At 53.5% G+C, this 24,033-nt stretch carries 30 protein-coding genes; 21 read left to right on the top strand and 9 right to left on the bottom strand.

The window, feature by feature from the left end:
- The first annotated feature begins 71 nt into the window (after positions 1-71).
- The 6 genes from EVJ26_RS06485 (at position 72) to EVJ26_RS06460 (ending at position 5,403) form a co-directional block, all read left to right on the top strand.
- Entirely contained in the window at positions 72-212 is a 141-nt protein-coding gene (locus EVJ26_RS06485; RefSeq protein WP_016510821.1) for a YvrJ family protein, read from the top strand.
- Between the two features lie 26 nt (positions 213-238).
- Positions 239-451, top strand: coding sequence for a hypothetical protein (locus tag EVJ26_RS06480; RefSeq protein ID WP_131470109.1), 213 nt, complete (start codon positions 239-241; stop codon positions 449-451).
- Positions 452-481: 30 nt separating this feature from the next.
- On the top strand, positions 482-694 hold the full coding sequence (locus EVJ26_RS06475) for a DUF2922 domain-containing protein (protein ID WP_071398188.1): 213 nt from the start codon (positions 482-484) through the stop codon (positions 692-694).
- A 121-nt stretch (positions 695-815) separates the two neighbouring features.
- On the top strand, positions 816-2,654 hold the full coding sequence (locus EVJ26_RS06470; RefSeq protein WP_131470108.1) for a methyl-accepting chemotaxis protein: 1,839 nt from the start codon (positions 816-818) through the stop codon (positions 2,652-2,654).
- Between the two features lie 200 nt (positions 2,655-2,854).
- A complete protein-coding gene (locus tag EVJ26_RS06465; RefSeq protein ID WP_236635518.1) occupies positions 2,855-4,549 on the top strand; it encodes a methyl-accepting chemotaxis protein in 1,695 nt (564 codons plus the stop codon).
- Positions 4,550-4,653: 104 nt separating this feature from the next.
- Complete coding sequence (locus tag EVJ26_RS06460; RefSeq protein ID WP_131470106.1) at positions 4,654-5,403, top strand: SDR family NAD(P)-dependent oxidoreductase; 750 nt, start codon at positions 4,654-4,656, stop codon at positions 5,401-5,403.
- 65 nt (positions 5,404-5,468) lie between these two features.
- Here the strand turns inward: EVJ26_RS06460 and EVJ26_RS06455 are convergent, their stop codons facing one another.
- Positions 5,469-6,350, bottom strand: coding sequence for a tetratricopeptide repeat protein (locus EVJ26_RS06455; RefSeq protein WP_236633332.1), 882 nt, complete (start codon positions 6,348-6,350; stop codon positions 5,469-5,471).
- Positions 6,351-6,478: 128 nt separating this feature from the next.
- Between EVJ26_RS06455 and EVJ26_RS06450 the strand changes: the two genes are divergently transcribed.
- Together EVJ26_RS06450 and EVJ26_RS14460 are read left to right on the top strand one after the other, a co-directional pair.
- A complete protein-coding gene (locus EVJ26_RS06450) occupies positions 6,479-6,703 on the top strand; it encodes a DUF3221 domain-containing protein (RefSeq protein ID WP_131470105.1) in 225 nt (74 codons plus the stop codon).
- A gap of 19 nt (positions 6,704-6,722) precedes the next feature.
- Entirely contained in the window at positions 6,723-6,887 is a 165-nt protein-coding gene (locus tag EVJ26_RS14460; RefSeq protein ID WP_167615699.1) for a hypothetical protein, read from the top strand.
- Positions 6,888-6,904: 17 nt separating this feature from the next.
- Here EVJ26_RS14460 and EVJ26_RS06445 read toward each other — a convergent pair whose 3' ends face one another.
- Positions 6,905-8,251 carry a S1 family peptidase gene (locus EVJ26_RS06445; RefSeq protein WP_131470104.1) on the bottom strand — a complete coding sequence of 449 codons (1,347 nt, stop codon included), beginning with the start codon at positions 8,249-8,251 and terminating at the stop codon, positions 6,905-6,907.
- 155 nt (positions 8,252-8,406) lie between these two features.
- Between EVJ26_RS06445 and EVJ26_RS06440 the strand changes: the two genes are divergently transcribed.
- The 4 genes from EVJ26_RS06440 (at position 8,407) to EVJ26_RS06425 (ending at position 11,572) form a co-directional block, all read left to right on the top strand.
- Positions 8,407-9,537 (top strand): AI-2E family transporter, encoded by a 1,131-nt coding sequence (locus EVJ26_RS06440; RefSeq protein ID WP_131470103.1) that lies wholly within the window; start codon positions 8,407-8,409, stop codon positions 9,535-9,537.
- A gap of 227 nt (positions 9,538-9,764) precedes the next feature.
- The gene (locus EVJ26_RS06435; RefSeq protein WP_131470102.1) at positions 9,765-10,541 is read left to right on the top strand and encodes a VLRF1 family aeRF1-type release factor; all 777 of its coding nucleotides are present in this window, start codon (positions 9,765-9,767) and stop codon (positions 10,539-10,541) included.
- 104 nt (positions 10,542-10,645) lie between these two features.
- The gene (locus tag EVJ26_RS06430) at positions 10,646-11,206 is read left to right on the top strand and encodes an AAA family ATPase (RefSeq protein WP_070328491.1); all 561 of its coding nucleotides are present in this window, start codon (positions 10,646-10,648) and stop codon (positions 11,204-11,206) included.
- 114 nt (positions 11,207-11,320) lie between these two features.
- The gene (locus EVJ26_RS06425; protein ID WP_035386313.1) at positions 11,321-11,572 is read left to right on the top strand and encodes a dihydroxyacetone kinase; all 252 of its coding nucleotides are present in this window, start codon (positions 11,321-11,323) and stop codon (positions 11,570-11,572) included.
- Between the two features lie 55 nt (positions 11,573-11,627).
- Here EVJ26_RS06425 and EVJ26_RS06420 read toward each other — a convergent pair whose 3' ends face one another.
- Genes EVJ26_RS06420 through EVJ26_RS06400 form a run of 5 tightly spaced genes read right to left on the bottom strand, consistent with a single transcriptional unit; the run spans position 11,628 to position 15,573 of the window.
- Positions 11,628-12,323 (bottom strand): carbohydrate deacetylase, encoded by a 696-nt coding sequence (locus tag EVJ26_RS06420; protein ID WP_131470101.1) that lies wholly within the window; start codon positions 12,321-12,323, stop codon positions 11,628-11,630.
- On the bottom strand, positions 12,316-12,612 hold the full coding sequence (locus EVJ26_RS06415; protein ID WP_131470100.1) for a PTS sugar transporter subunit IIB: 297 nt from the start codon (positions 12,610-12,612) through the stop codon (positions 12,316-12,318). The genes EVJ26_RS06420 and EVJ26_RS06415 overlap by 8 nt, the downstream gene beginning before the upstream one ends.
- Positions 12,609-12,908 carry a PTS sugar transporter subunit IIA gene (locus EVJ26_RS06410; RefSeq protein WP_035386318.1) on the bottom strand — a complete coding sequence of 100 codons (300 nt, stop codon included), beginning with the start codon at positions 12,906-12,908 and terminating at the stop codon, positions 12,609-12,611. Before EVJ26_RS06410 ends, EVJ26_RS06415 begins: the two co-directional genes overlap by 4 nt.
- 29 nt (positions 12,909-12,937) lie before the next feature.
- Complete coding sequence (gene celB / locus EVJ26_RS06405) at positions 12,938-14,257, bottom strand: PTS cellobiose transporter subunit IIC (RefSeq protein ID WP_131470099.1); 1,320 nt, start codon at positions 14,255-14,257, stop codon at positions 12,938-12,940.
- On the bottom strand, positions 14,254-15,573 hold the full coding sequence (locus EVJ26_RS06400) for a 6-phospho-beta-glucosidase (RefSeq protein WP_131468879.1): 1,320 nt from the start codon (positions 15,571-15,573) through the stop codon (positions 14,254-14,256). Before EVJ26_RS06400 ends, celB begins: the two co-directional genes overlap by 4 nt.
- Before the next feature lie 174 nt (positions 15,574-15,747).
- Here EVJ26_RS06400 and EVJ26_RS06395 point away from each other — a divergent pair, with 174 nt between their 5' ends.
- The 5 genes from EVJ26_RS06395 (at position 15,748) to EVJ26_RS06375 (ending at position 18,694) form a co-directional block, all read left to right on the top strand.
- On the top strand, positions 15,748-16,464 hold the full coding sequence (locus EVJ26_RS06395; protein ID WP_131468877.1) for a GntR family transcriptional regulator: 717 nt from the start codon (positions 15,748-15,750) through the stop codon (positions 16,462-16,464).
- Between the two features lie 141 nt (positions 16,465-16,605).
- Positions 16,606-16,827, top strand: a complete 222-nt coding sequence (locus EVJ26_RS06390; protein ID WP_071398173.1) for a DUF6440 family protein — start codon at positions 16,606-16,608, stop codon at positions 16,825-16,827.
- A 33-nt stretch (positions 16,828-16,860) separates the two neighbouring features.
- Positions 16,861-17,565, top strand: a complete 705-nt coding sequence (locus EVJ26_RS06385) for an ABC transporter ATP-binding protein (protein WP_131468875.1) — start codon at positions 16,861-16,863, stop codon at positions 17,563-17,565.
- A complete protein-coding gene (locus tag EVJ26_RS06380; protein ID WP_070328499.1) occupies positions 17,562-18,335 on the top strand; it encodes an ABC transporter permease in 774 nt (257 codons plus the stop codon). Before EVJ26_RS06385 ends, EVJ26_RS06380 begins: the two co-directional genes overlap by 4 nt.
- On the top strand, positions 18,332-18,694 hold the full coding sequence (locus tag EVJ26_RS06375) for a VOC family protein (RefSeq protein WP_131470098.1): 363 nt from the start codon (positions 18,332-18,334) through the stop codon (positions 18,692-18,694). The genes EVJ26_RS06380 and EVJ26_RS06375 overlap by 4 nt, the downstream gene beginning before the upstream one ends.
- 38 nt (positions 18,695-18,732) lie before the next feature.
- Here EVJ26_RS06375 and EVJ26_RS06370 read toward each other — a convergent pair whose 3' ends face one another.
- Positions 18,733-19,248, bottom strand: coding sequence for a hypothetical protein (locus EVJ26_RS06370; RefSeq protein ID WP_131470097.1), 516 nt, complete (start codon positions 19,246-19,248; stop codon positions 18,733-18,735).
- A 133-nt stretch (positions 19,249-19,381) separates the two neighbouring features.
- Entirely contained in the window at positions 19,382-19,723 is a 342-nt protein-coding gene (locus tag EVJ26_RS06365) for a nuclear transport factor 2 family protein (protein WP_070328502.1), read from the bottom strand.
- A gap of 474 nt (positions 19,724-20,197) precedes the next feature.
- On the opposite strand from EVJ26_RS06365, the gene EVJ26_RS06360 reads away from it, so the two are divergent.
- The 4 genes from EVJ26_RS06360 to EVJ26_RS06345 are packed head-to-tail and all read left to right on the top strand — an operon-like array spanning position 20,198 to position 24,023.
- Positions 20,198-21,199, top strand: coding sequence for a siderophore ABC transporter substrate-binding protein (locus EVJ26_RS06360; protein WP_370253600.1), 1,002 nt, complete (start codon positions 20,198-20,200; stop codon positions 21,197-21,199).
- 12 nt (positions 21,200-21,211) lie between these two features.
- Entirely contained in the window at positions 21,212-22,216 is a 1,005-nt protein-coding gene (locus EVJ26_RS06355) for an ABC transporter permease (protein ID WP_131456449.1), read from the top strand.
- Positions 22,213-23,274 (top strand): iron chelate uptake ABC transporter family permease subunit, encoded by a 1,062-nt coding sequence (locus tag EVJ26_RS06350; RefSeq protein WP_131456451.1) that lies wholly within the window; start codon positions 22,213-22,215, stop codon positions 23,272-23,274. Before EVJ26_RS06355 ends, EVJ26_RS06350 begins: the two co-directional genes overlap by 4 nt.
- Positions 23,271-24,023 carry an iron ABC transporter ATP-binding protein gene (locus EVJ26_RS06345; protein ID WP_131456453.1) on the top strand — a complete coding sequence of 251 codons (753 nt, stop codon included), beginning with the start codon at positions 23,271-23,273 and terminating at the stop codon, positions 24,021-24,023. Before EVJ26_RS06350 ends, EVJ26_RS06345 begins: the two co-directional genes overlap by 4 nt.
- Positions 24,024-24,033: the final 10 nt, after the last annotated feature.

Here is a 24,033-nt window from a genome sequence, read left to right as displayed (position 1 = left end):
TGGAGGCTCCCACTTATGCTAATACCCCCTCGTCCCGCCGCTCACAATCGGCACGATGAGCAGGTGGTCACATGAGCTGGCCCGAACTCATCTCAAATCTCGGATTCCCGATCGTCGTCTCGCTCTATCTGCTCCACCGGATCGAGACACGTCTCGAGCGGATGATTCAGCTGCTCGAACGTCTGGACTCCACCTATCCGTCTGAATCGTAACCACTCCCCGAAAGGAGCCATCCCCTATGGCACAGCTGACAGAAAAGAAAGCCACGCTCGTCCTGACGACGCACCATGACCTCGAAAGTTTGAAACCGACGAAGAAGACGCAACGGTTCGGTCCGATTCGTTCAGCGCTCACGGCAGATGTTGCCGACTCATATGGTCAGCTCATGCTCGATCTTCTCGAACATGAAGATTTCACCGTGTCGGTCGTCCGCGAATACGACTTAGCCTAATCGACTCACATTCTAAGGAGGAAATGAACCATGACTGAGACAAAACTAGAGATCGCCTTTTTGGACACGTTTAACAAAGTTGCCCGCTTCCGTTTGAACAACGTCAAACAACCGGTCGACCCAGCGAAAGTGCAAGCGCTCGCCGACTTCATGGTCGCGAACGACCCGCTCGGCAAAAACGTCGTCAAGTGGACCGAAATCAAGATGATTGAAGGCACCGAGACGGTGTTGAACATCCAATAATCGAACCCGGAAGGTGACTGAGTTTTCAGTCACCTTTTTTTATTTTGGTCAATCCGCTTTAAACTTCTCAATTTCAAGACGATAAAGAATGAAACGTTGTACTTGAGAGGGGAATACATACATGGCATGGAAAGAAAAATGGACAGCGGCTGTACGTCGGTTGAACCTGCGTCGCATCGATACCCGCCGCTTTACATGGAAACCGAAACAACGGAGACGACAAAAAGTAGAGACATCCGCGCCTTCAAGTAAAGGCCTGACGATTCGTCAAAAGTTATGGGGGCTCGTCATCCTCGCGCTCGTCATGGTCGCCGGTGTCGGCGGCTACTCGCTGTTGTCACTCGCCGACGCGAACCGTCAAGGCGACGATATCGTCAACAACTGGAATAAAGGGCTCGACTACGCCCACGAACTGAACACGCTCGCCGCGAACTATCGTGCGCTCGAACTCGAGCATATCGTGACCGAGGACGCGGCCGGGAAAGAAGAACTGATGGCGAGACTGAAAGAGATTCGGACCCGAATCAATGAACTCGCGCCGAAATATGAGGCGACAGCGTCAGGCGAGACGGACATAGAACTGTTTACGAACTTCGCCCGCCAATGGGAGATGTATCAACGCGTGTCAGACAACATGCTCATCTTTAGTACATCGGGCAACAACGGTATGGCCCGCTCGTACTACGATGCCCAGTCTCAGTCTACATATGATAACTTTACGCAACGCCTGACCGAACTCGTCGATTACAACTCAGGAGGCTCGCGGCAAGTCGGGGCGGACATGGAACGCAAGTTTCAACAAGCGCTCATCGCCTTACTTGCCGTGACGGTTGGGGCGTTTGTCATCCTCTTGTTCCTCGGGATGAGTCTACTTCGTTCAATCATCAAGCCGATGCGGATGCTTCAGACGAAATTCGATGAACTGGCATCACAAGGCGGAGATTTGACGATGTCGATCCCGGTCACGTCGAGCGATGAGATCGCGCAAGTGAGCCGTTCATTCAACGTCTTCCTCGCCTCGCTTCGTGAGATTATGATTGATGTCGACGAGACGGCGAAAGTCGTGCTCACGTCGTCGCAAGAAGTCGCCGCGGAAGTGACCCAACTGAGCCGTTATATGGAAGAAACGTCAGGTACGGTCGAAGAACTGACGGCCGGGATGGAAGAGACGGCCGCTTCGTCGCAAGAGATGAGTGCCTCGACGACCGAGATGGGCAGCTCGATCGATACGATCGTCGAACTCTCGAACGATAGTGCCAAAACGGCAGAAAACGTCGAGCGTCGTGCCCATACGATGCGTACGCAAGCCATCGCCTCGAAGACGGAAGCGAACGCCATCATCCAGAAAAAACGCATCGAGCTCGATGAGGCGATCAAAGGTGCCAAGTCGGTCGAAGAGATCCGCGTCTTGACGAGTGCGATCCTCACAATTGCCGACCAGACGAACCTGCTCGCCTTGAACGCATCGATCGAGGCGGCACGGGCTGGTGACGCCGGACGAGGATTTGCCGTCGTCGCGTCAGAGATCCGCAAACTCGCCGAGAACTCTCGTCAAACCGTGAACGAGATTCAAGCGGTGTCGAATACGGTCATCGATTCGGTCGAACGGCTCAATACGAGCTCGGCGGATATGCTCACGTTCTTGAACACGAACGTGCTCACCGACTACGACCGGCTCGAGGAATCGGCAACGCAGTACGAAGAGGACGCGACCGTATTCGGCAAGACGGCGAACACGTTCGAGACGAACGCGCTGCAGCTCCGCCATATGACGGATAGCATTTTGCACGTCATCCAAGAAGTCGCGACGACCGTGACAGAAGGAGCCGACGGAACGCAGTCGATCTCAGAGAAAGTCCAACTGTCCGTCGAGCGGTTCAACGATGTCCAACAGCGGATGAACGAGACAGAACAGCGGGCGACCGAACTATCGAATCGCGTGTCACAGTTCAAGTTATGAGACAGGACCACAGTCAAACGACTGTGGTCTTTAATTGTGACAAAAATTGGAACATAAAACTGATAAAGGTAGTCAATAAGAAGTCAGACTTCTTTTATTTGGTACATATTAGGTTTCGTCATCCGATATAAGAGTGGCAATACAAAATTAGAGAGAAGTAGAGGTGGGAGAGGACGTGTTCCTCAAAAGAGATGAAACGATTGAAAACACTGTCATTAACGCAAAAATTATTTAGTGGTATCGGACTTATTTTATTGTTCGTCGCGTTCGGCATGGGTTATAACTTATGGACGCTTCAAAATATGACGACTCAGTATGAAGACATGATCAGCCATGACGTGATGAAGATGAAGGCGGCCGACGACCTGTCGCTCGGCATGACGCGTCAGGCGTATGGACTTCGGGGTTACATACTCGAGCAAGAGGACTCGCGTCTCGAAGCAGAGCAACGTGGGTCAGAAGACAAGAAACAGGCGATTCAGACACTCATTGAGCTTGCCGAGACAGAAGAAGAGCAGACAGAACTTGAGAATCTTTTAGCCTACGCAACCGGCTATGATGAGTTAGCCGCCCAATTGATTGCAGCAATCGATGAAGGGGACGAAGAGTCGATCGACCGACTCGCGCTTCGACTCATGCCGGATGTGACAGCGTCAATCACGGAGACGGGCGAGCGGTTACAAGCCGAGTCAGAGGCGGAGATGTTTGAGCAGCAGCGAAGACTTGAAAAGTTAGGTGAGAAGGCACTCTTGTACTCGGAGGGTATCGCGATTTTCATCCTACTCTTGACGGTCGGTGCCGGTTACGCCTTGAAACAAATGGTGACCGTTCCGCTTCGGATGTTGTCAGACGAAGTCGCCGTCGTCGCGAATGGCGATTTGACACGCGCCGACTTGGACGCGCTGACGCGTGACGAGATCGGGCAGCTCATGGTCGGCTTCAACCAAATGAAAGGCAACTTGCGTGAGTTGATCAATGAAGTGAACCGTAACGCCCAAGAGATCACGGCGCAATCGGAAGAGCTTTACGCCAGCACGGAAGAGATGTCGTCGCAAACTGAAGAAACGACGCGGATGATCGAGGCGGTCGTCGAAGAGACGATTCAACAAGCGAAAGAAGCGACGGGCAGTGCCAAAGCGGTCGCTGCGGCCGATGAAGGCGTCGAACAGATCGCTCGTTCAATCGGGACGATCAGCGAAGACGTCGCGATGAGTCTAAAGCTCGCCGAACAAGGGGACGAGACGATTCAACAAGCGAAACAAGAAGTGCTCGCCCTCGAAACCGAGACACGAATGACCGGGGAATCGATTGCGGCGTTGAAACATCAGTCGGACGAGATCGCCTTGATCACGGAAGTCATCCAATCAATCACGGACCAGACGAACTTGCTCGCCTTGAACGCGGCCATCGAAGCGGCCCGGGCCGGTGAACAAGGCAAAGGGTTTGCCGTCGTCGCCGAAGAAGTCCGGAAACTCGCCGAGCAGTCGAAACAGTCGGCGACACGGATTGCCGGGTTGATCGAATCGATCCAAGTCCAATCGAACGCCGTGCTCGCAAGGCACGAACTCAGTGCGAAGCGGGTCGAGGCGAATACGAAACTGTTGGAGAAAGCGACAAACGCGTTCCAACAAATCGTCGTCCAACTCGAGACGTCGGTTGAGAACACGAAACATATTCGTGTCGCCTCAAACGAGATCGCTTTGACGACAAAACAAGTCGCCACGGCCGCCCTCGGGATTGCGACCGAGAGCGAACAGATGGCGCAGACGATGCGTTCGGTCGGCGAGACAGCCGATTCACAGCTCGCGATGATCCAAGAGTTGAACGGCGTCGCCGAGTCACTCGGGAACATGACGGGCGATCTGCAGACGTTGATCGGAAAATTCAATACATGACTTTAGCCGTCCTCGGACGGCTTTTGTACGTTCAAAGGATTGACGATGCTACGTTTCGGGAATGACGGGATAGAACGCATTTTAGATGGAAAAGGGGAATTTGAATGAAATATACGGTCATCACAGGGGCAAGTTCAGGCATCGGCTACGAGGCGGCGAAGCAGCTTGCCAAGCAAGGGAAATCGTTCGTGCTCGTCGCGCGTCGCACGGACGAGCTTCAAAAATTGCGTGACGAGATCAAGTCGATCTCACCAGACAGCGACGTCATCCTCAAAACGAATGACTTGTCATATAGTGAAAACGTCTATGCACTCTATGAGTCGCTCGCCGACCTCGATATCGAGACGTGGATCAATAACGCTGGGTTCGGGGACTCGAATCTTGTGAAAGACGCCGAAGTCGGGAAAATGGAAAACATGATTCGTCTAAACGTCGAGGCGCTGACCGTCTTGTCGAACTTGTACGTTCGGGACTACCACAACGTCGCAGGGGCGACACTCCTAAACATTGCCTCGGTCGTCGGCTACCGCATCGCGGCGAAAGGGGTCACGTACAGCGCGACGAAGTTCTTCGTCAGCGCCTACACGGAAGGACTCGCCCAAGAACTCATCCAAAACGGGGACAAGCTGCGGGCGAAAGTGCTCGCACCGGCTGCGACCGAGACCGGATTCGCGAGCCGGGCCCGCGAGGAAGAGAACTTCGATTACAGTGAAAACGTCGCGAAGTACCATACGGCCGAAGAGATGGCCGAGTTTTTAGTTCAATTGCTTGAGAGCGATGAAACGGTCGGCATCGTCAATCACGAGGACTACTCATTTGAACTGCGCGGACCGATTCACCCGTATATGGGGTGAGTTAGACAGCGTTCAATACCATAAGCCGACGACAGCCCGAACTCTTTTTGAGTTCGGGCTGTCGTTTAGGATTGTCGCATCGTATCCGCATAGCCCCCGGTCAGGCGGTGGGTCAGGCGATGATACCAGTAGCGCAGGCGCAGGCGATATACATACGTTCGGGACGTGTTCGGCAAGACGACGTTATCGATATAGTCGGCGAACATGGCGCGGAACATTTTGTCCTCACTATCGTCGTACGTCGCACTCCACATGCCGTGCTCTTCGACTTCGAGCAGCGTCGCGATCGTCTCGTCGTCGAGTTGGCCGTCTTCCGGCAAACGTTTGACGAGCATCTCGACCCGGTGGCTGCAAATCGAGGCATAGAGCGAATGGGCCCGCGGGTTTCGCGGATTTGCATTCAAATAGCCGATTGCGGCTTTGAGCAGCTCGTCGTTCATCTCGAGCGGAATCTCGTCGAACGCTTGGAAGAATTCGAGTAACATCGGCACGGTCTCTTCGCTGAAACCGGCGAGACGGACGTAGTGCATGATGTGTAAGCCCGCTTCGCCGTAGAATTTACGATTGAAGTAATGGACGGCAAGGGCGCGCCGTGTCATCGGCACGTCCGGATAGCGCTCGACGGCGCGGCAGTAATGTTGCTCGGCCTCAAACGTAAACCCGGCGTCTTCGCTGAGGGCGCCGTGCAGGCAATGGATGAGGTAATGGTCGCCCATCGTACTCGCGGTTTCGAGCACTTGTCTGGCTGTCTTGAAATCGCCTTCGCGAATGAGCGGATAAGCGCGCATCGCCGGGAAGAACGGGTCGTTCGGGAAAGCCGTCTCGCCGCGGACGATGAGCGTCTCGATGGCCTCGGCGTTATAGTCTTCGATCAACTCTTCAAGGAGCATCATCTCAAGGAAGGTGCGCTGAAAGTCTGGGGTGTGTAAGTCGATGGTGTGTTTCAAATGAGGTCCCTCCCAGCTTTTGTGATTGTCGCTTTATTATACAAGTCAATCGCTTCATGAAGTAGCATTATTTGAAAAAATGGGAAAAGAAAAGAGGGGGAGCGCATTTGGGGGAAGGAGGAATCAACGTGGTCACGTTCACGGGCTATATCGTCGAACTCGGGGCAGCGCGAATTCGGGTCGCACCGAATTTGGAGGCTGAACCGTTCGACGGCATCGTGTTTCATCTAGACGAGCAGATCGAGGACATATCGACGCTCTTGGTCGGCCAATTCGTGCGGGTCGAGCATAGTGAGATGATGACGAAATCATTGCCGCCCCAGGCGGCGGCGCACCGGATTGATGTGCTATGATAGATGCGAGGTGAGTCATATGGGACAGTGGAATTTTCTTTGGCTCGGCGGCGTCATCGCGCTGAGCGCATTTCTCGTCTGGCTCTTGCAAGACGCGATCCCGTTTTGGATGCTATCGATTTTGCTGCTGTTACTCGGGGCCGCGGTCGGTAACGTGCAACGCAAATTGAATAAGGGCGAGTAAAAAGCACGTCTTCCGATTTAGTCGGAAGGCGTGCTTTCTTCGTCTCGCTCTGTGGCAACCGGTTTAGCTTTTTCTTCTTTAGCAGGCTTTTCTTGTTTAGCAGGCTTTTCTTGTTTGGCAGGCTGTTCTTTTTTAACGGGCTGTTCTTTTTTAACAGGCTGTTCTTGTTTAGCAGGTTGTTCTTTTTGAACGGGCTTTTCTTGTTTAACGGGCTGTTCTTTTTCAACATGCTTTTCTTGTTTAGCGGGTTGGTCTTTTTTAACCGGTTTTTCTTCTGTGACCGGTTTCTCTTTTGGCTGATCTTTCGGTTTGCTTTCTTGCTTTTTGACTGGTTTCTCTGCTTCAGCCGCTGGTTTTTCAGGCGCCACCGGTTCTGCCGGTTCTGTCACAGGAGGTTCCGGCGTGACCGGTTCTTCTGTGACGGGAGGCGGCGTCGGTTCTTCAGCTGGCACTTCCGGTTCAACGACTTCAGGCTCTGGCGTTTCCTCTGGCGTTGCCGGTGCGTCTTCAACCGGCTCTTCGGCAGGCGCGGCCGGTTCTGGTGCAGCTTCCGGGGCCTCGGCTTCTGGTTGCGGCGCTGGCGCTGGTTCCGTCACAGGTTGCTCATTTCGAGGTGGCGTGATTGGTGCGACCGGTGCTAGTTTAGCTAACGGTGGCGCTGGTGTGTCCGATTCAAGAAACGCGAGCACGTCTTGTTCGAACAGGGCGACCGGGAGTGCTTTTGACTTGAGGTGCATGGCGAGTACCCGTCCATCTGAAGCAACAATCGGACTGCCGATTGCCCGTCTCGGGATATCGAACTCGCGCTCATACCCGGTTTCATTGAACGTCATCTGGCCTTCGATCCGTTTAGACGGCATGAGCGTGATGAGCGTCTCGTCCGCCGCAGCAATTGCGTGGCTGAACATGAACGGCGTCTCTTTCATTTGATTGATCCGGATGACGGCGATGTCGACGGTACGTCCGACGACCGTTCCTTTTAGTTTCTTCCCGTCGTGGTCGATTGTCATCGTCGTTAACCCCTCAACATTATGGGCAGCCGTCAAGACGTCTTGAGGGCTGATCAAAAACCCTGTACCGGCACCGACGGAAAACAGACTGTTCTCAAGCGTCGCTAAATCAATCGTCGAAGCGTTATCGGCTGAGACGGTGTCTTCGGCGATGTTCAAGTTGACTTTGTCAGCGAGTGAATCCGTCGAACGAGGAGCTTCTTTCAAATAGGCGACTGTTAAAATAGAGATGAATGCTATAAGTGCAATCACGGTCGGAATGGCAATCCATTTCAAGCGACGGGGGCGATGGCCACACGTCGGACAAGCAGTTGTTTTTGAGCGGGTCTTCGTTCCGCAGCGTGGACAAGTCACGAGGGTGACACCTTCTTTCATATACATAGATGATTAGCTATACCTTAAATAAAGAGGGGATAAACAATATTTTGATGGGGCAAGCAGATGGGGTTGGAATGAACTTCCGGAAATCGGGAATGAAATAGATATCCTTCAAGAAAGGGGAAACGTCCATGCAGCCCTTTTGGACAACGCGTGCGTTCCGTAACGGGATCTGGGTACTGCTCATTTTGACGATCATCTTCATGGCGAAACAAGTCGAGTTTTTGTTCTATCCGGTCGGCATCTTTTTCGCGACCGTACTGACACCGTTCTTGTTCGCCGGCATCTTGTTTTATTTGACGGTCGGTCTCGTCGATTTCCTTGAGATCAAATGGAAACGGCGTTCGCTCGCAATCATGAGCGTGCTCATGTTGTTACTCACGCTCACCGTGTTGTTCGTCGTCACGCTCGGACCGCTCATCACAAGGCAACTGCTCGCGCTGCTTGACGCGTTCCCACGTTTTGCCGAAGGGAGCTACCGCCAGTTTTTGCTGCTGTACGGACGGCTCGAGGAATACGAATGGTTTCGGGACTATGCCGAGCAGAACGCGACATCGGTCGAGACGTGGATTCGCCAGTTGACCGACGCGCTCGGATCACTCATCGGCACCGTCGCCGGTTCGCTCGGACGCGTGCTCGCACTGATCGTGTCTGGACTGTTCACATTGTTCATCGCCCTGTTCTTGTACGTATTCATGCTCATTGACGGGGGCAAGCTGTCGACGGCAATCGTACGTTGGATCCCTGAGGTGTACGAACAAAACGCCCGCCACATTTTGCATGACATGCATGAGACGATCAAACGTTACGTCCGGGCCCAGCTCATCGTCTGCACGTTCGTCGGCTTCTTCGCGACAATCGCTCTTTGGCTGCTCGACGTCCCGTTCTTCCTGCCGCTCGGTCTGTTCATTTTCGCAACGAACATCATCCCTTACTTCGGTCCGTTTCTCGGGGCCGCACCCGCCGTTCTGATTGCGTTCATCGACGAGCCGGTCAAAGCGCTCTACGTCATCATCGCCATCACCATCGTCCAACAGCTTGACGCCAACGTCATCTCACCGCTCGTTCAAGGCAAGTCACTCCGTGTCCATCCCATCACCATCACTCTTGTCCTGCTCGTTGCGGGACGCCTCGCCGGTATCGTCGGCATGCTGCTCGCCGTCCCATTCTATGCCGTCCTGAAAGTCACGTTCCTCAACTTGCAAAAACTATACGCGTTACGCAAACAGTCGAAGCTTCCGATCGAAAGGAATCAGGTCTAAATGTCTCCGAGAAAGGTTGAAAACATCTAAAACAGCTGACCAGTCTAGTGCCAACATCATTCTTTATGTCTACGGCGGGAACTTGTCTAGCGAAACCATTAAATGATATGTCGAACAACGGATGAGGAAGTTGTTAGAAGGATACAAGACAATTATTCAATGGTCGCAATCATGTCTGTGTTTATCACCGGTATCTTGTTGCTTTCATCTACTAAGGAGGGAACGACATGGCATTATCAACAGAACTCGGAAAAATTAAGCAACTGCATAACGCGGAGGCAGGCGTACTGAGTCTCTACTTAAGTACGAAGCCGAGCGAACGCGACAAGTGGGAGATTCATTTGAAGAATGAGCTGCGCCGACTCGAACAAGAAATCAAGAGCGGGGACGAGGCGAAGTTGAAAGCGTTCAAGGGCGTCCGGGAACGGGCCGAGCGTGAGATTATGGGCAACGAACATAAGCTGTTGCGCAGTATCGTCTTGTTCGCGGAAGGAAACGATGGCTTGTTCGAGCTCCACTTCCTGCAACTCGATGTCGACAATGATTTCCATTACGGCGACAAGCCGAATTTGGATCAAATCGAGAAACTTGACGCTGAATTCCCGAACACGGGCATCTTGTTGGCTCAACTCGACAGCATCACGGTGTACGATACGCGGCTCGGTGAAGTCGAAGACATCGTCGTATTCGATCTTGATTTAGACACCGATCAATGGAGACGGTACCAAGGCCGCGGAGCTGGTGGACATGCATCGTCGAGTAGTCAAGTCGACCAATTCGACAGCCGGAAAGAAAAACAAGTCCGACAATTTTATCGCGACGTCGCCGGTGAGATTCGCTCGCTGCACAAGAAGCACAAATGGAGCGATGTCGTCATCATCGGGCAAGACCGGAGTGCCAACTTGTTGAAAGACGAACTCGACATCGACATCGAGCGCGTCGTCAATCGGAACTTAGGTCACGCCGAGGAAGAAGAAGTATTGCGCCGGGCGTTCGAACAATAAAAAGTAGCGAGTGACGTCTCATGTCGCTCGCTTTTCGCTCTTCCTACTCGAGGACTCGAGCCTTATGGTATGCTAGCAAGAAATGGATAAAGGACGGGGGAAGAATGAAGCTTGTCATACTGATCGGTCCACAAGCTGTCGGCAAGATGACGGTCGGACAGGAGCTTGCGAAGCAGACAGGGTTGAAGTTACTGCATAACCATATGACGATCGATCTCGTCAGCCCGTTCTTTGATTACGGGACGGACGAGGGGCGCCGGCTCGTCCAACTGTTTCGGCACGAGTTATTCGAAGCGGTCGCGAAAAGCGATCAGCCCGGCTTGATCTTCACGTTCGTCTGGGCGTTTGATATGGAAGAAGACCGGACCTACATCGAAGGAGTGGCGGAACTGTTCGAGTCGCACGGGGCGGACGTCTACTACGTCGAACTCGAAGCGGACATCGAGGAGCGGCTCGCCCGGAACACGACCGAGAATCGGCTGGCACATAAGCCGACGAAACGGGATATCGCTTGGTCCGAGGCCGAATTGAAGCAGACGGCGACGCTGTACCGCTTGAACTCGCGTGACGGAGAGATCGATGTCGACAACTATTTGCGGATCAATAACACGGACCTTGATGCCGAAACGGTCGCGCGACAGATCCAACGCCAGTTCAACCTTTAGAAGTTTGAAGAGCGACGGCTGATTTGCCAATCGGGACGAAAAGAGATAATCTAGCACTAGATAGTAACCATTACATTCTTTGCAGTCTATCCATTGAAATGCGAGGTGAACAAGATGATAGAATTCAAATATGATACACAACTGTTGATCGAAGGGGAACAACTGTCCGAAGATGCGATATTTGAGTACATCAACACAAGCTTCGCGGGAGATTGTTTGTTGGCAGTCGGGGACGAAAATCTAATCAAGATTCATTTTCACACGAACGAACCGTGGGATCTCGTTAAATATTGTGCGTCGCTAGGTGAGATTTACGATATTGTGATCGAAGACATGAGTAGACAAGAAAGAGGTCTACCTGGTTAATCTACGAACAGAAAAGAGAGTTGTTCGCCGGCAAACGGTGAACAACTCTCTTTTTCTACACCCACCAATCAGGGCGCTCATAGTCGATCAATAGCTGCTTTTCCAGTAAGCGTTGCACGAGGTAAGACGTGACGCTTGGTAAAATCTCATCGATGTCGGCCGGGTGGACCATGACCTCGATCGAGTCGCCTGGTTGAATTGCGTCGAGCGTTGCCCGAGACACACCATCGCCGTAGAACTGGTCACTGAACCGCTCGGTCACCCACAAGTCCCGTCGTGCATCGAGTGTCGTTAAGGCCCGAAACGTCGTGCCATATTCTTCGGCGAGACGGACGATGACGTCTTGGATCGCCGGCCAGCCATGGACGTGATGATGGCTGTCGAGGTGATGGAGCGACAGTCCCGTCGCGCGGAACGCGTCGATTTGCGCTTTCCACTCGAGGTAGACGAGCTCAGGGTCGGGTGCCGCTTCCGTCAGAAACCGGTTCGTGTAGCGGAACGTCCCGTCTTCTTTCGTGAGCGGTGTACTTGTCTTTGCGAGCGGCCGTCCCCACGTCAAGGCGAGGTGCACGCCGACGTGTAAGGCGGGATGAAGTTTTGCGAGCGCGACGGCTTCATCGACGGCATAGCCGTTCATCATAAGTGTCGCCGAATTGACGATGCCGTGGACGTGACTGTCGATGGTGCCCCGGTTCACGCCGGTCGTCAATCCGAAGTCGTCGGCGTTGATCAAGACGTGCGTCTTATGCATTTTGCACGAGACCGAGCGCTTGGTCGAGCACTTGGTCGCCTTTCATGAGCCCGTAAGCCATATTGTCGATGACGGCGACCGGTACCGTGACGGATGCCTTGATCTTACCTTCGAGGTAGCGGACTTGTGGTCCGATCAAGATGACGTCGACGTTCGTTTGTTCTTTCAAGCGTGATTCCGGGATGGCATCGATTGTCGCGTCCAAGCCACGTGAGGCAGCCTCGGTGCGCATTTTTTCAACAAGGATCGATGTCGACATACCGGCCGAGCAGACGAGTAAGATGTTCATTTCAGTTCCTCCAATTGGTTGAGTCGAGTGATCATGTCGACCATCTCGATCGCAAGTTCTTTGACGGTCATTGCCGTCATCAAGTGATCTTGGGCGTGGACGAGCAGGACGCTCATGTCGCTCGTCGCACCGCGTGCCTCTTCCTGCAACAGTTCGGTTTGAAGCTTGTGGGCTTCTAAAAACGCCTCGTCCGCTTCTTTCATTTTCGCTTCGGCGAGTTCACCTTCGCCGCGTTTGGCGGCGGCGATCGCCTCGAACGCCGACGAGCGGGCGTTGCCGGCGTGTAAGATGATCATGAACGATAATTGTTGGATGCTTTCTGTCTTCAACTGATTTTCTCTCCTTCGTTGATTTCTGCTTTATTTTTATTGATTTCGGCCGTCATCGCTTTCGCCCCTGCCATGACGAACGGGATATACATCGCCGTCGCAATCGTCAAGTTGACGAGTTGGAGCAAGACGCCGCGGACGCTACCGCCGGTGACGAGGTAACCGCTGATGATCGGTGGCGTCGTCCATGGCACGATGGCGACCGTCTTCGGTACCATGCCCGTTGAGAGGGCGACGTACGACACGATCGTGAGCGTGACCGGTACCAAGATGAACGGGATCAACATGACCGGGTTCAACACGATCGGGAGACCGAAGATGACCGGTTCGTTAATGTTGAACAGTCCAGCCGGCGCCGACAGTTTCGCGACTTGGTGGTACGGGTGGTTGCGCTGTTTGCGGACGACGATGAAGATGGCGAGAAGCAGGGCGAACGTCGTACCTGATCCGCCCATGAAGACGAATGAGTCGAGGAACGGTTTAGTCACCGTGTACGGCACGTCATACGCCGACACACCTGCTTGGAACGCGGCCAAGTTTTGCTCGATGAGCGGGAGATAGATTGGCTCGATGACCGAACCGATGATGTTCGTGCCGTGAAGTCCGAAGAACCAAAGGATATGGTTCAAGAAGGCGATGACGAGACCGGCCGCGAGCGAGTCGCCGAACCCTTGAAGCGGTTGCTGGATGACTTTAAAGATGACTTCAAAAATGCTGAGCTCGACTTGGAGTGTCATGAACAGTTGAACCCCGGCGACGAGCGTCAAGATGAGCATCGACGGGATGAGTGCTTGGAACGAACGGGTGACCCCGCCCGGCACGCCTTCCGGCATCTTGATCGTCAGTTTCGTGTTGATGAGGTAACGGAACAGTTCGGTGACCGCGATCGAGACGATGATGGCGACGAATAATCCTTGGGCACCGAGCCAAGCGAAGTTTAAGCCCCAGTCTTCTGTGACCGGCACGAGCATGATGTATGACGCGACCGATAAAATACCGGCGGCGAGTCCATCGACCCCATATGACCGGGCCAAGTTATACCCGATCGAGAAAGCGACGAGTAACCCGAGTATGGCGAACGAGGCCGTCCAAATATTGCCGCCGAGTCCTTGCCAGCTGCCTTCGCCGAACGCATTGTTCATCATGCCGACGAAGTCGAGCGAGAGGCCACCTAAATTGATAGCCGGGAAGTTGTTAATAAGGACAGCGAGCGAACCGACGATGATGAGCGGCATGACGGAGACGAAGCCGTCACGGATGGCGACTAAGTGTCGCTGGGAGCCGATGCGCCCAGCGATTTCGATAAACTTGTTCATGAGTAAACCTCCTTCTTGAATTGGGGTAAGTACGCTTCGTGCGCGTCGAACAAATCGCGCAAGAGCACATCGATTTTCTTCTCGTCTTGGATGAGCGGGTTCATCAGGCAGGCGAGGTAGGCGTCGTTGTATGAGCCGGACATCGCTGCGCGGATGGCGAGCTGTTCAAACGTCTTCAAGTTGGTGATGAGTCCTTTGATCGGGAGCGGTAACGCACCGATTGAAATCGGACGTGGACCAGCCTTCGTGATGACGGCGTTCACTTCGATGACGGCGTCGTCCGGTAAATCGCGAATCGCGCCGCGGTTCAGTGTGTTCACAGTCTGGATATCACCGCGGTCGTTGTAGATCGAGTCCATCAAGTTGCAGGCGGCGTCGGAATAATAGGCGCCGCCGCGCTGTTCGAGCTCAACAGGCTTCACGTCGAGTTCGACGTCTTTGTATTTCTCGAACAGTTGCGCCTCGACTTGCTGGACGACCTCGGCGCGCGTCCCGTTCTGTTCATACGCCGCTAGATCTTTCGCGAGTACGTCCGCCGTTTGGAAATAGTATTGATGGTACGGGTTCGGCAACATGCGGAGCGATTTCAAGAACGACTCGCTCCAACCGAGCCCGACGATGTTCGCCGGCGAGTAGTCGGTGCCGGCATTCAGTGACGCGAGCACGTCGTCCGTGCGATCGACCCCGTCGACCCAGACGTGGCGGCCGAATACGAAATGGTTGAGTCCGATGAATTCGATGGCGACACGTTCGACCGGCGTGTCTAAAATCTCAGCGACCGAGTTGCGCATGTTGAACGGGATGTTGCAGACGCCGATGACTTTTTTGTGGGCCGAGTGCTGCAAGACGGCCTCGGTGACGATACCGGCCGGGTTCGTGAAGTTGACGAGCCACGCGTCCGGGCAAATCTCCGCCATCTCATTAGCGAGCTCGACGAGGACCGGGATCGTCCGGAACGCTTTGAACAAGCCACCGGCACCGTTCGTCTCTTGCCCGATGAAGCCGTGCTTGAGCGGGATGCGTTCATCCAAGGCGCGGGCTTTCAGTCCACCGACGCGGATCTGCGTCGAGACGAAGTCGGCGCCAACAAGTGCGGCTTTCCGGTCGAGCGTCCAACTGAGTCTGATGTCTGCGCCTGCCTTTTGAATCATCCGTTCGGCGAGACGGCCGACGATGTCTAATTTGTCTCTTCCTTCCTCGATGTCGACAAGAACGATCTCCCGAACCGGAAACGTCGCTTGCCGCTGGATCAAACCTTCAATGATTTCGGGGGTATAACTCGAACCTCCACCGATGATGACGACCTTGACTGCCATAGTGCCAACTCCTCCTTGTGAAAGCGATTTCTTTTTGTTGTAACAAATATAACAAATAGTACAACTTGTCGCAATATAAAAAGTACAAATAATACAAATTGTTTTTTGTATTTGCATTTGTATGTTTGCTGTATCAGAATAAAGGAAAGAAGGATGACACAAAGGGGTGACAGAATGTCGCAGTCGACGCTTCAAACAGCCATCAAAGAAGAGTTATTGTCCCGCATCAAGAGCGGGCATTATACAGAAGGCGAGAAATTCCCGACCGAGTACGCGTTATGCGAAGAGTTCGACGTCAGCCGGACGACGGTCCGCGGCGCGCTCAACCAGTTGACGACGGAAGGCTATCTCGTCCGCCAGCAAGGGCGCGGCACGTTCGTCGCCGGGAAGAAAGTCCGGCAGACGTTATCGCATACGCCGAACAATTACGCGGCCCAGCTCGCCATCCAAGGCAAGCGCGGGCAAGTGTCGCTCATCGACTTGTCGGTCGTCTCGGCGAACGCTCAGCTCGCGGACGTATTCACGGTCGACGAGCAAGCGCCGATTCAAAAGATCGAACGCATCCGTCACGCCGACGGGGAGCCGACGCAGTACGAGGTCTCGTTCATCCCGTGGCAGATCGCGCCGGGTATCACGAAAGACCAGGCCGAGCATTCCCTGTTCCAAACGCTAGCGGAAGTCCACGACGTCCACGTCGCCAAGACGACCGAGGCGCTCGAGATCGCGCTCGCCGACGAACGGATAAGCGATCTTCTCGACTGTCCGCTCGGAACACCGTGCTTTTATATCGAGACGGTGACCGAGGACGCGTCGGGAAAAACGATCGAGTACTCACGTTCATATTTCCGAGGGGACAAGACAAGTTTTGTCATCGAACGGAGTTATTCCTAAACACGCCGAGGTCGGCGTGTTTTTTTAGAGTCATATTAAACAAAAATGAACGGGTTTAGGATTTGTCAGCCTTGGAGATATCGCATTCATTGAAACAAAGGGTCATGTTGCGTACAGTTAACAGTAGGAAGGCGGGATGTCATGTTATTCAAGAAAAAAACAGACGAGGAAGTGACAGGGGCGACACGTTTTCAAGTCAAATTGACGGAACAGTTGCCGGAACTTGGCCAAGTTATGGTACTCGTCGACACAGCGACCGGTGTCAACTACATCCAGACATGGGTCGGGACGGGTGGTGGCATCACGCCGTTACTTGATTCAAACGGTGACGTCGTGGTCGACGACGTGTCTAACTTTCAGTAAATAGGGATCGGATCGAGAAAGGATTGAAGGCACATGCACATTATCGAATTCATTGGGGTCAGTCATAACGACATCCTACATAACATCACCGGCCACTTCCGCGAAGGCCGGATCACGACGTTCGTCGGACCGAGCGGCGCCGGCAAGACGACGTGCCTGAAACATATTAACGGGCTACTGTCGCCGGACGCGGGCGACATTTATTTCAAAGGCGAGAACATCCGCGATATCGATGTCATCGCGCTCCGGAAACAGATCGGCATGGCGTTCCAAAGCGCCCCGATGATCGACGGGACGGTGTACGACAATTTGAATTTGCCGAAAGCGATTTTCGGGGAGACGCTCGACCGGGCTAAAGCGACAGAGCTGCTCGGAAAAGTCGACTTGGACGGCATCTCGCTCGACCAACCGATCAAGACGTTGTCGGGCGGGGAGCGGAGCCGGGTCGCCATCGCCCGGACGCTCGTCAATAAACCGGACGTCTTGCTGTTAGATGAGATCACGTCGAGCCTCGACTACCGGACGGTGAAAGAGATCGAGCATTTGATCGTGCGACTTCAAAAAGATTTCGGGGTCACCGTCATTTGGATCACCCACGACCTCGATCAAGCGAGACGGGTCAGTGACGACATGTGGTTTTTACGGAACGGGGAATTGATTGAGTTCGGAGACGCGTCGTTCATCGACGAGTCGGACAATCCGATGATCGGACGTTTCGTCAGGGGGGAAGAGCTATGACGTTCATCGAACTGATGACTTCCTTGATTTTCGTGGCGATTCCGCTCGGGTTGGCGTTATTTTTGAAGCTCGGTCTCGAGCGTGACATCGTCATCGCGACGGTACGCTCGATCATTCAACTGTTGTTGATCGGCTACATTTTGACGTTCGTCTTCGAGAGCGATAACCCGGTGTTCATGCTGCTCATGATCCTCCTCATGATTGGCGCGGCGACGCAAAATATCATCAAAAAAGGGGACGGCATCCCTGGCATCACCTGGATGATCGTCCTCACACTCGTCACGGTCGAATCGCTGACGATGGGGCTCATGCTCGGGCTCGGCATCATCCCGTTCGAGCCGGAGAAAATCATTCCAATCAGCGGTATGGTCATCGGCAACTGTATGGTGTTGTCACTCCTGTTTTTGAACAAGTTCAAAGACGAGGTCGAACGGAGCGACGAGGTCATCGAGCTCATCCTGTCGATGGGCGGGGCACCGAAAATCGCAATCGAGCGGAGCTTGAAGAACGCCATCCGGACGAGTATGATCCCGACCGTCGAGGCGCAAAAGACGATGGGGCTCGTCCAGCTTCCGGGCATGATGAGCGGCCTTATCATCGGCGGCGCCGACCCGATGGAGGCGGTGTTGTACCAACTGCTCATCTTGTTCCTCATTTTGACGACGGCGACGATTTCGGCCGTCATGGTCGGCTATATGGCGTATCCGCGTCTGTTCAACCAAAAACTACAGTTTATCGGATTGACGTATCGGAAGGGGAAAACGACATGATCATAGGCATCCATCACGTCCAAATCACGATCCCAAAAGGTGAAGAAACGACAGCACGCGCGTTTTATTGCGACGTGCTCGGCTTGAATGAAATCGACAAACCGGAGTCGCTTCAAGGACGAGGCGGGTTTTGGCTTCAAGTCGGCGACCGAAGCGTCCATGTCGGTACCGAGGACGGGGTCGATCGGCTGAAAACGAAAGCACATGTCGCCTATACGGTGACCGATTTAGAGGAGTGGGGACGGAAACTCGAAGCAGAAGGAATCGAGCGGCTTGAAGGGATTCCAATCCCTGGCTTTGACCGGTTCGAGTTCCGCGACCCGTTCGGCAATCGGGTCGAGATGATTCAGGCGATATGAGAAAAGGGAGCGCCCAAGTGGGTGCTCCTTTTGTCGGTTCACGAGATGCCGAACAGTTCCGTGACGGCTTTCCAGCTTGATGGGTAGGCGTTGCTGCCGGAATGCTGATGGATCAGTTTCCCGAGACGTTTCACAACGAGGCTCCACTGCGTCCCATCGGTGGTGTAATATCCTTTTTCTTCAAACACTTCAGGCCAACGATGTGAGGAGAGGGCGACGAATCGTTCGTGGACGCGTATCACATCCTCCTTCTCGTACCAACCTGAGCTTGGGATTGCTACGCTCAAGTCGTAATCTTCGCGCCAAATCACTTCTCGTTTGACCGACCCGTCTTCAAAGAACGTCAACGTGGACTCGTTGTGGACACCGAAGCCACCGACGGAGAACGTGACAGTGACGGTGGGTCGTCTTTTGCGGATGGATCGAAGCGGGATCGTCGGCTCGAACATCAATTTCTTTCGGCGTGACTCCATAAGCGCTAACTTCTCTTCTAACGTGGCTCTCGGTCGTCGCATGACCGGTTCAAGGTGGTTGCGTGTGCTATATGTATTCAATTTTGTCGACCCTCTCTTTTGGTGTCATTCATACGTGAATTATAGGACATCCGGACAAGGCGGGTGAGCAAAATAAATGGTAGGGTGAATAGAAAAAAAAGGGGGCGCTTAAATCGGCGCGCCCTATCTATCGTTATTGTGCAGGTGTCCCTTGATGGAATCGCATTTTCCATACGCCGTCAATCCTGACCCAAATCGAGCTGCGGAGAGCGGTCTTCTCAGTCGCGTGATTTTCGGTTCGATACGTAGCGAGCACGACATCGTCGCGGATGACTTCGAGGTTGAAGTCGGACAGTGTGATGTCAATCTCTCCAAGGTCCATCGTATTCGTGTCGTCTTCTTTGTATAAGACGCGACCGGAGCTCCCGATTTCAAAAAAATCTTCGGTCAAAAGTTCACGCAATCGCTCGGGCGACGTCCGAACTTCAGTCGTCAATAAAAGTCGTTCTTTCTCTTCGATCAATGGTGCGAGCATTCGCGTCACTCCTTTCTAAAAACGTTAGCCGTGTACCGTATTCGTTTTCCCGAAATTCATGACGATGACACCGAGCACGATGAGTCCGGTCGCAACTGTGCCGAGTTATATACGGGTGTCGACAGAAAAAGCGAACGCAAACACAGAAGCTTAGGAAAATGATCAAATATCTACAGCATTCTCAAACGAAAACGAGACAAGAGAACCTGAAACCTAACCTTTCAGAAAGTGGTCGAGCACCACTTTCTTTTTATTTTGCGTTAGATAGTAGGAAAAATATTTCCAATCTCTTTTTGAAATTTTGGCATTGCGCATCCTTTTTTTGTTTGCTATGCTTCTCAATGAAAACGACAATGATAATCATTATCAATGAGAAAGTATTCCTGTGACTTACATAGACAAAACCAACAACCGGGATGCCGTTCGATTGAGAAGGTTGTCAGCGTACTCAATACATATAGGGAGATGGAAAAAGTGGGGAAATTGAAAGCATCAATCATGGCGACATCGCTCGTCTTGTTACTCGCGGCGTGCGGGAACGAGAATGAGGCGAAAAATACGGGCAACGCGGAAGCGGAAGCGACACCGAAGACGGTCGAGATCACGGACGCCCATGGCAAGATCGAAGTACCGGTCAACCCGGAGACGGTCGTCGCACTCGACAACCGGACGTTCGAGACGCTCGCAGAGTGGGACGTCGAACTCGCGGCGGCGCCGGTCGGCTTGATGCCGGCTGAGTCACCATACGTCAAAGACGAAGACATCGTCGACGTCGGCATGCACTTCGAGCCGAACTTAGAAGCGATCGCCGGAGTCGATCCGGACGTCGTCATCGTCGGTCAACGTTTCGCCGACTACTACGAGGACATCAAAAAGTTGGTCCCGAATGCGGCTGTTATCGACTTGAACATCGAACTACCGGAAGATTCAGGCACACCGGGTGAGATTTTAGTCCAAGGACTTGAAGACACGACACTCACGCTCGGTCAAATCTTCGACAAAAACGAAGAAGCGGAAGACATGGTCGCTGACCTCGGGCAATCAATCGAAGACGCGAAAACAGCTTATGACGGCGAAGACACGATTATGTCGGTCATCGTCTCAGGTGGCGACATCGGATTCTCAGCTCCAATCAGCGGCCGCGTATTCGGACCGATGTACGACATCTTCGGCTGGGTGCCAGCACTAGAAGTCGAGAAGACGACAGGCGACCACCAAGGCGACGAAGTATCGGTCGAAGCGATCGCCGAGAGCAACCCGGACTGGTTGTTCGTACTTGACCGCGACGCACCGCTCGCTGACGCGGAAGGCGCAGTCCCGGCTGAAGACGTCATCGATAACGCACCTGCACTTCAAAAGACGACAGCCGTCAAGGAAGACCAAATCGTCTACACACCGAAAGACACGTACTTGAACGAATCGATTCAAACGTACTCGGAATTCTTTGAGAGCGTCGCAAAAGCGCTCGCGAAGTAACGGGGTCACGTTGTGCAAAATCCAATACTAGACAGGGTTGAGACGAGTGCTCAACCCTCCTTTTCTAACATTTGGACGAAGTCGTTCATCTTTGCCATGCTCGTCGTCCTGATGCTTGCGATTCTATCGCTCTTCACCGGTGTATACGACATTAGTAAAGCGGACGGCTTCGATATGTTTTGGATCACGCGGGTCCCGCGGACGGTCGCGCTCATGTTGACTGGTGCCGCAATGGCGATGGCGGGGCTCGTTATGCAGTTGATCACGCAAAACCGATTGGTCGAACCGACGACGACCGGCACGATTGAATGGGCTGGTCTCGGGTTGTTGGCAGTCTACTTGTTAGTCCCGGCACCGTCACTCATGATGCGTATGACGGGAGCAATCGTATTCTCGTTTATCGGAACGATGGTATTCTTTTGGTTTTTACGGTCGGTCAAACTTCGTTCGTCCTTAATCGTCCCGATTATCGGACTCATGCTCGGGGCGGTCGTCTCGGCCGTGTCGACGTTTCTTGGATTGTTCTTCCGGGCTAGCCAGACGCTCGAAGGCTGGTTCGTCGGCTCGTTCGCCTCGGTCCAAGTCGGACGTTATGAATACTTATGGCTCATCATCATCGCCACGTTCTTTATTTTCTTACTCGCGAACCGGTTGACGCTCGTCGGACTCGGGGAAGATATTGCGACGAGCCTTGGCGTCAACTACAACTTATTGATGTTGATCGCAACCGGCTTGATTGCGTTATCGGTCGGGGTCGTCGCGACCGTCATCGGTAACTTGCCATTCCTCGGCTTGATCGTCCCGAACCTCGTTTCGATGTTCCGCGGTGACGACCTCCGCAGCAACTTGCCGTGGGTGTGTGTCATCGGGATGGGGGCGATCCTTGTCAGTGACTTGATCTCCCGGACGATCATCATGCCGTTCGAGTTGCCGGTGTCACTCATTCTCGGGACGGTCGGCTCGGTCGTGTTCATCGCGATTCTGTTGCGACAACGGAAGACGGGAGGTGTACGATGAGTACGGTCATGGAGAGAGAAACTTACGAAGAAGACGTTCGTCCGCTAAGCGGGAAAGAGCGGAGCGCGTCTGCGTTTCGCTCAAAAAAAGAAGAACGCCGCTATTGGGTGTTCCTCATCGCTTTCATTATTGGGGGTCTGTTATGCGCGTTCGGTCTTCTCGTCTACAACAATCCGGTCCCGTTCGACTCACCGTCATTCATGCCGGTCGTCGAGCGCCGTGTCGTCGCCGTCATCACGATGGCGATTGCGGCACTTTGTCAAAGTCTCGCGACCGTCGCGTTTCACTCGGTGACGAACAACCGCATCATCACTCCGTCCTTACTTGGGTTTGACGCGCTCTATTCAACGATTCAAACGAGTATGATCTTCTTCTTCGGGGCTGGGGCTTTGGTCGGTTTCAGCGGGACGGGTGCGTTTTTGAGCCAAGTTGCCGTCATGGTGCTGATGAGTCTTCTGTTGTACGGCTGGCTGTTATCGGGAAAATACGCCAACCTCCAACTGATGCTCCTCATCGGGATCATCATCGGGACCGGGTTGAACTCGGTGTCGACGTTCATGCGCCGCATGCTCGCACCGTCCGAGTTTGATCTGTTGCAGGCGCGTCTGTTCGGTTCGGTGACGAATGCGGACGCCGCCTACTTCCCAATCGTCATCCCGATCGTTGTGGTCGTCGGTGTCTTGCTTTACTTGTTCTCGAACCAGTTGAACATCGTCGCGCTCGGGAAAGACATGGCGACGTCGTTCGGGGTGAACCATCGCCAAAGCGTCATCTATACGCTTATACTCATCTCGCTCTTAATGTCAGTGTCGACGGCCTTGATCGGACCGCTGACGTTCTTCGGCTTCTTGGTCGCGACGCTCAGTTATCAGGTCGCGGCGACGTATGACCATAAATACGTCTTCCCGATGGCGTTCGCGCTTGGCTTCTTCGTACTGACGAGCGCATATTTTTTTATTTATCACATTTTCAATGCACCGAGTGTCGTGTCCGTCATCATCGAATTGTTCGGCGGTGTGATTTTCTTAGCGGTGATATTAAGGAAGGGGTCCCTATGATACAAATCGAGCAAGTAAAAAAATCGTATACGGACGACGTCCAGATCGGGCCGCTCGACCTTCAAATCCCGAAAGCTGGATTCACGTCGTTGATTGGTCCGAACGGGGCCGGCAAGTCGACGACGCTCATGATGATTGGCCGTCTGCTCAACTTGGACGAAGGACAGATCCAAGTCGCAGGGATGGACGTGTCGAGCACGAAATCGAAAGACTTGGCGAAAATCATCACGATCTTACGGCAAGAGAACCATTTCGTGACGCGTCTCACCGTACGACAACTCGCCGGGTTCGGCCGTTTCCCGTACTCAAAAGGGCGGTTGACGCAAGAGGACGAGCGCATCATCTCGAAATATATCGACTTCCTCGACTTGACGAGTTTGGAGCACCGTTACCTCGATGAACTGTCGGGCGGTCAGCGCCAACGCGCTTACGTCGCGATGGTGCTCTGTCAGGAGACGGAATACGTGTTGCTCGACGAGCCACTCAACAACTTGGACATCGCCCGCTCGGTCCAGATGATGGAGTACTTGCGCCACGTCGCCGACGAGTTCGGCCGGACGATCGTCACCGTGCTCCACGACATCAACTTCGCGGCCAAGTACTCGGACCGGATTTGTGCGATGAAAGACGGCAAGATCGCCGCCTTCGGTACGGTTGATGAGATCATGGTCGCCGAGACGCTATCCGATATCTTCGAGACGAAGCTTGAAATCATTCAAGGACCATACGGACCGATTGCGGTCTATTAATAGAAGGAAG

It is taken from the genome of Exiguobacterium sp. SH3S1, from assembly GCF_004337105.1.
GTDB lineage: Bacteria > Bacillota > Bacilli > Exiguobacteriales > Exiguobacteriaceae > Exiguobacterium > Exiguobacterium aurantiacum_A.
This window is presented reverse-complemented; position numbering and strand designations above follow the sequence as displayed.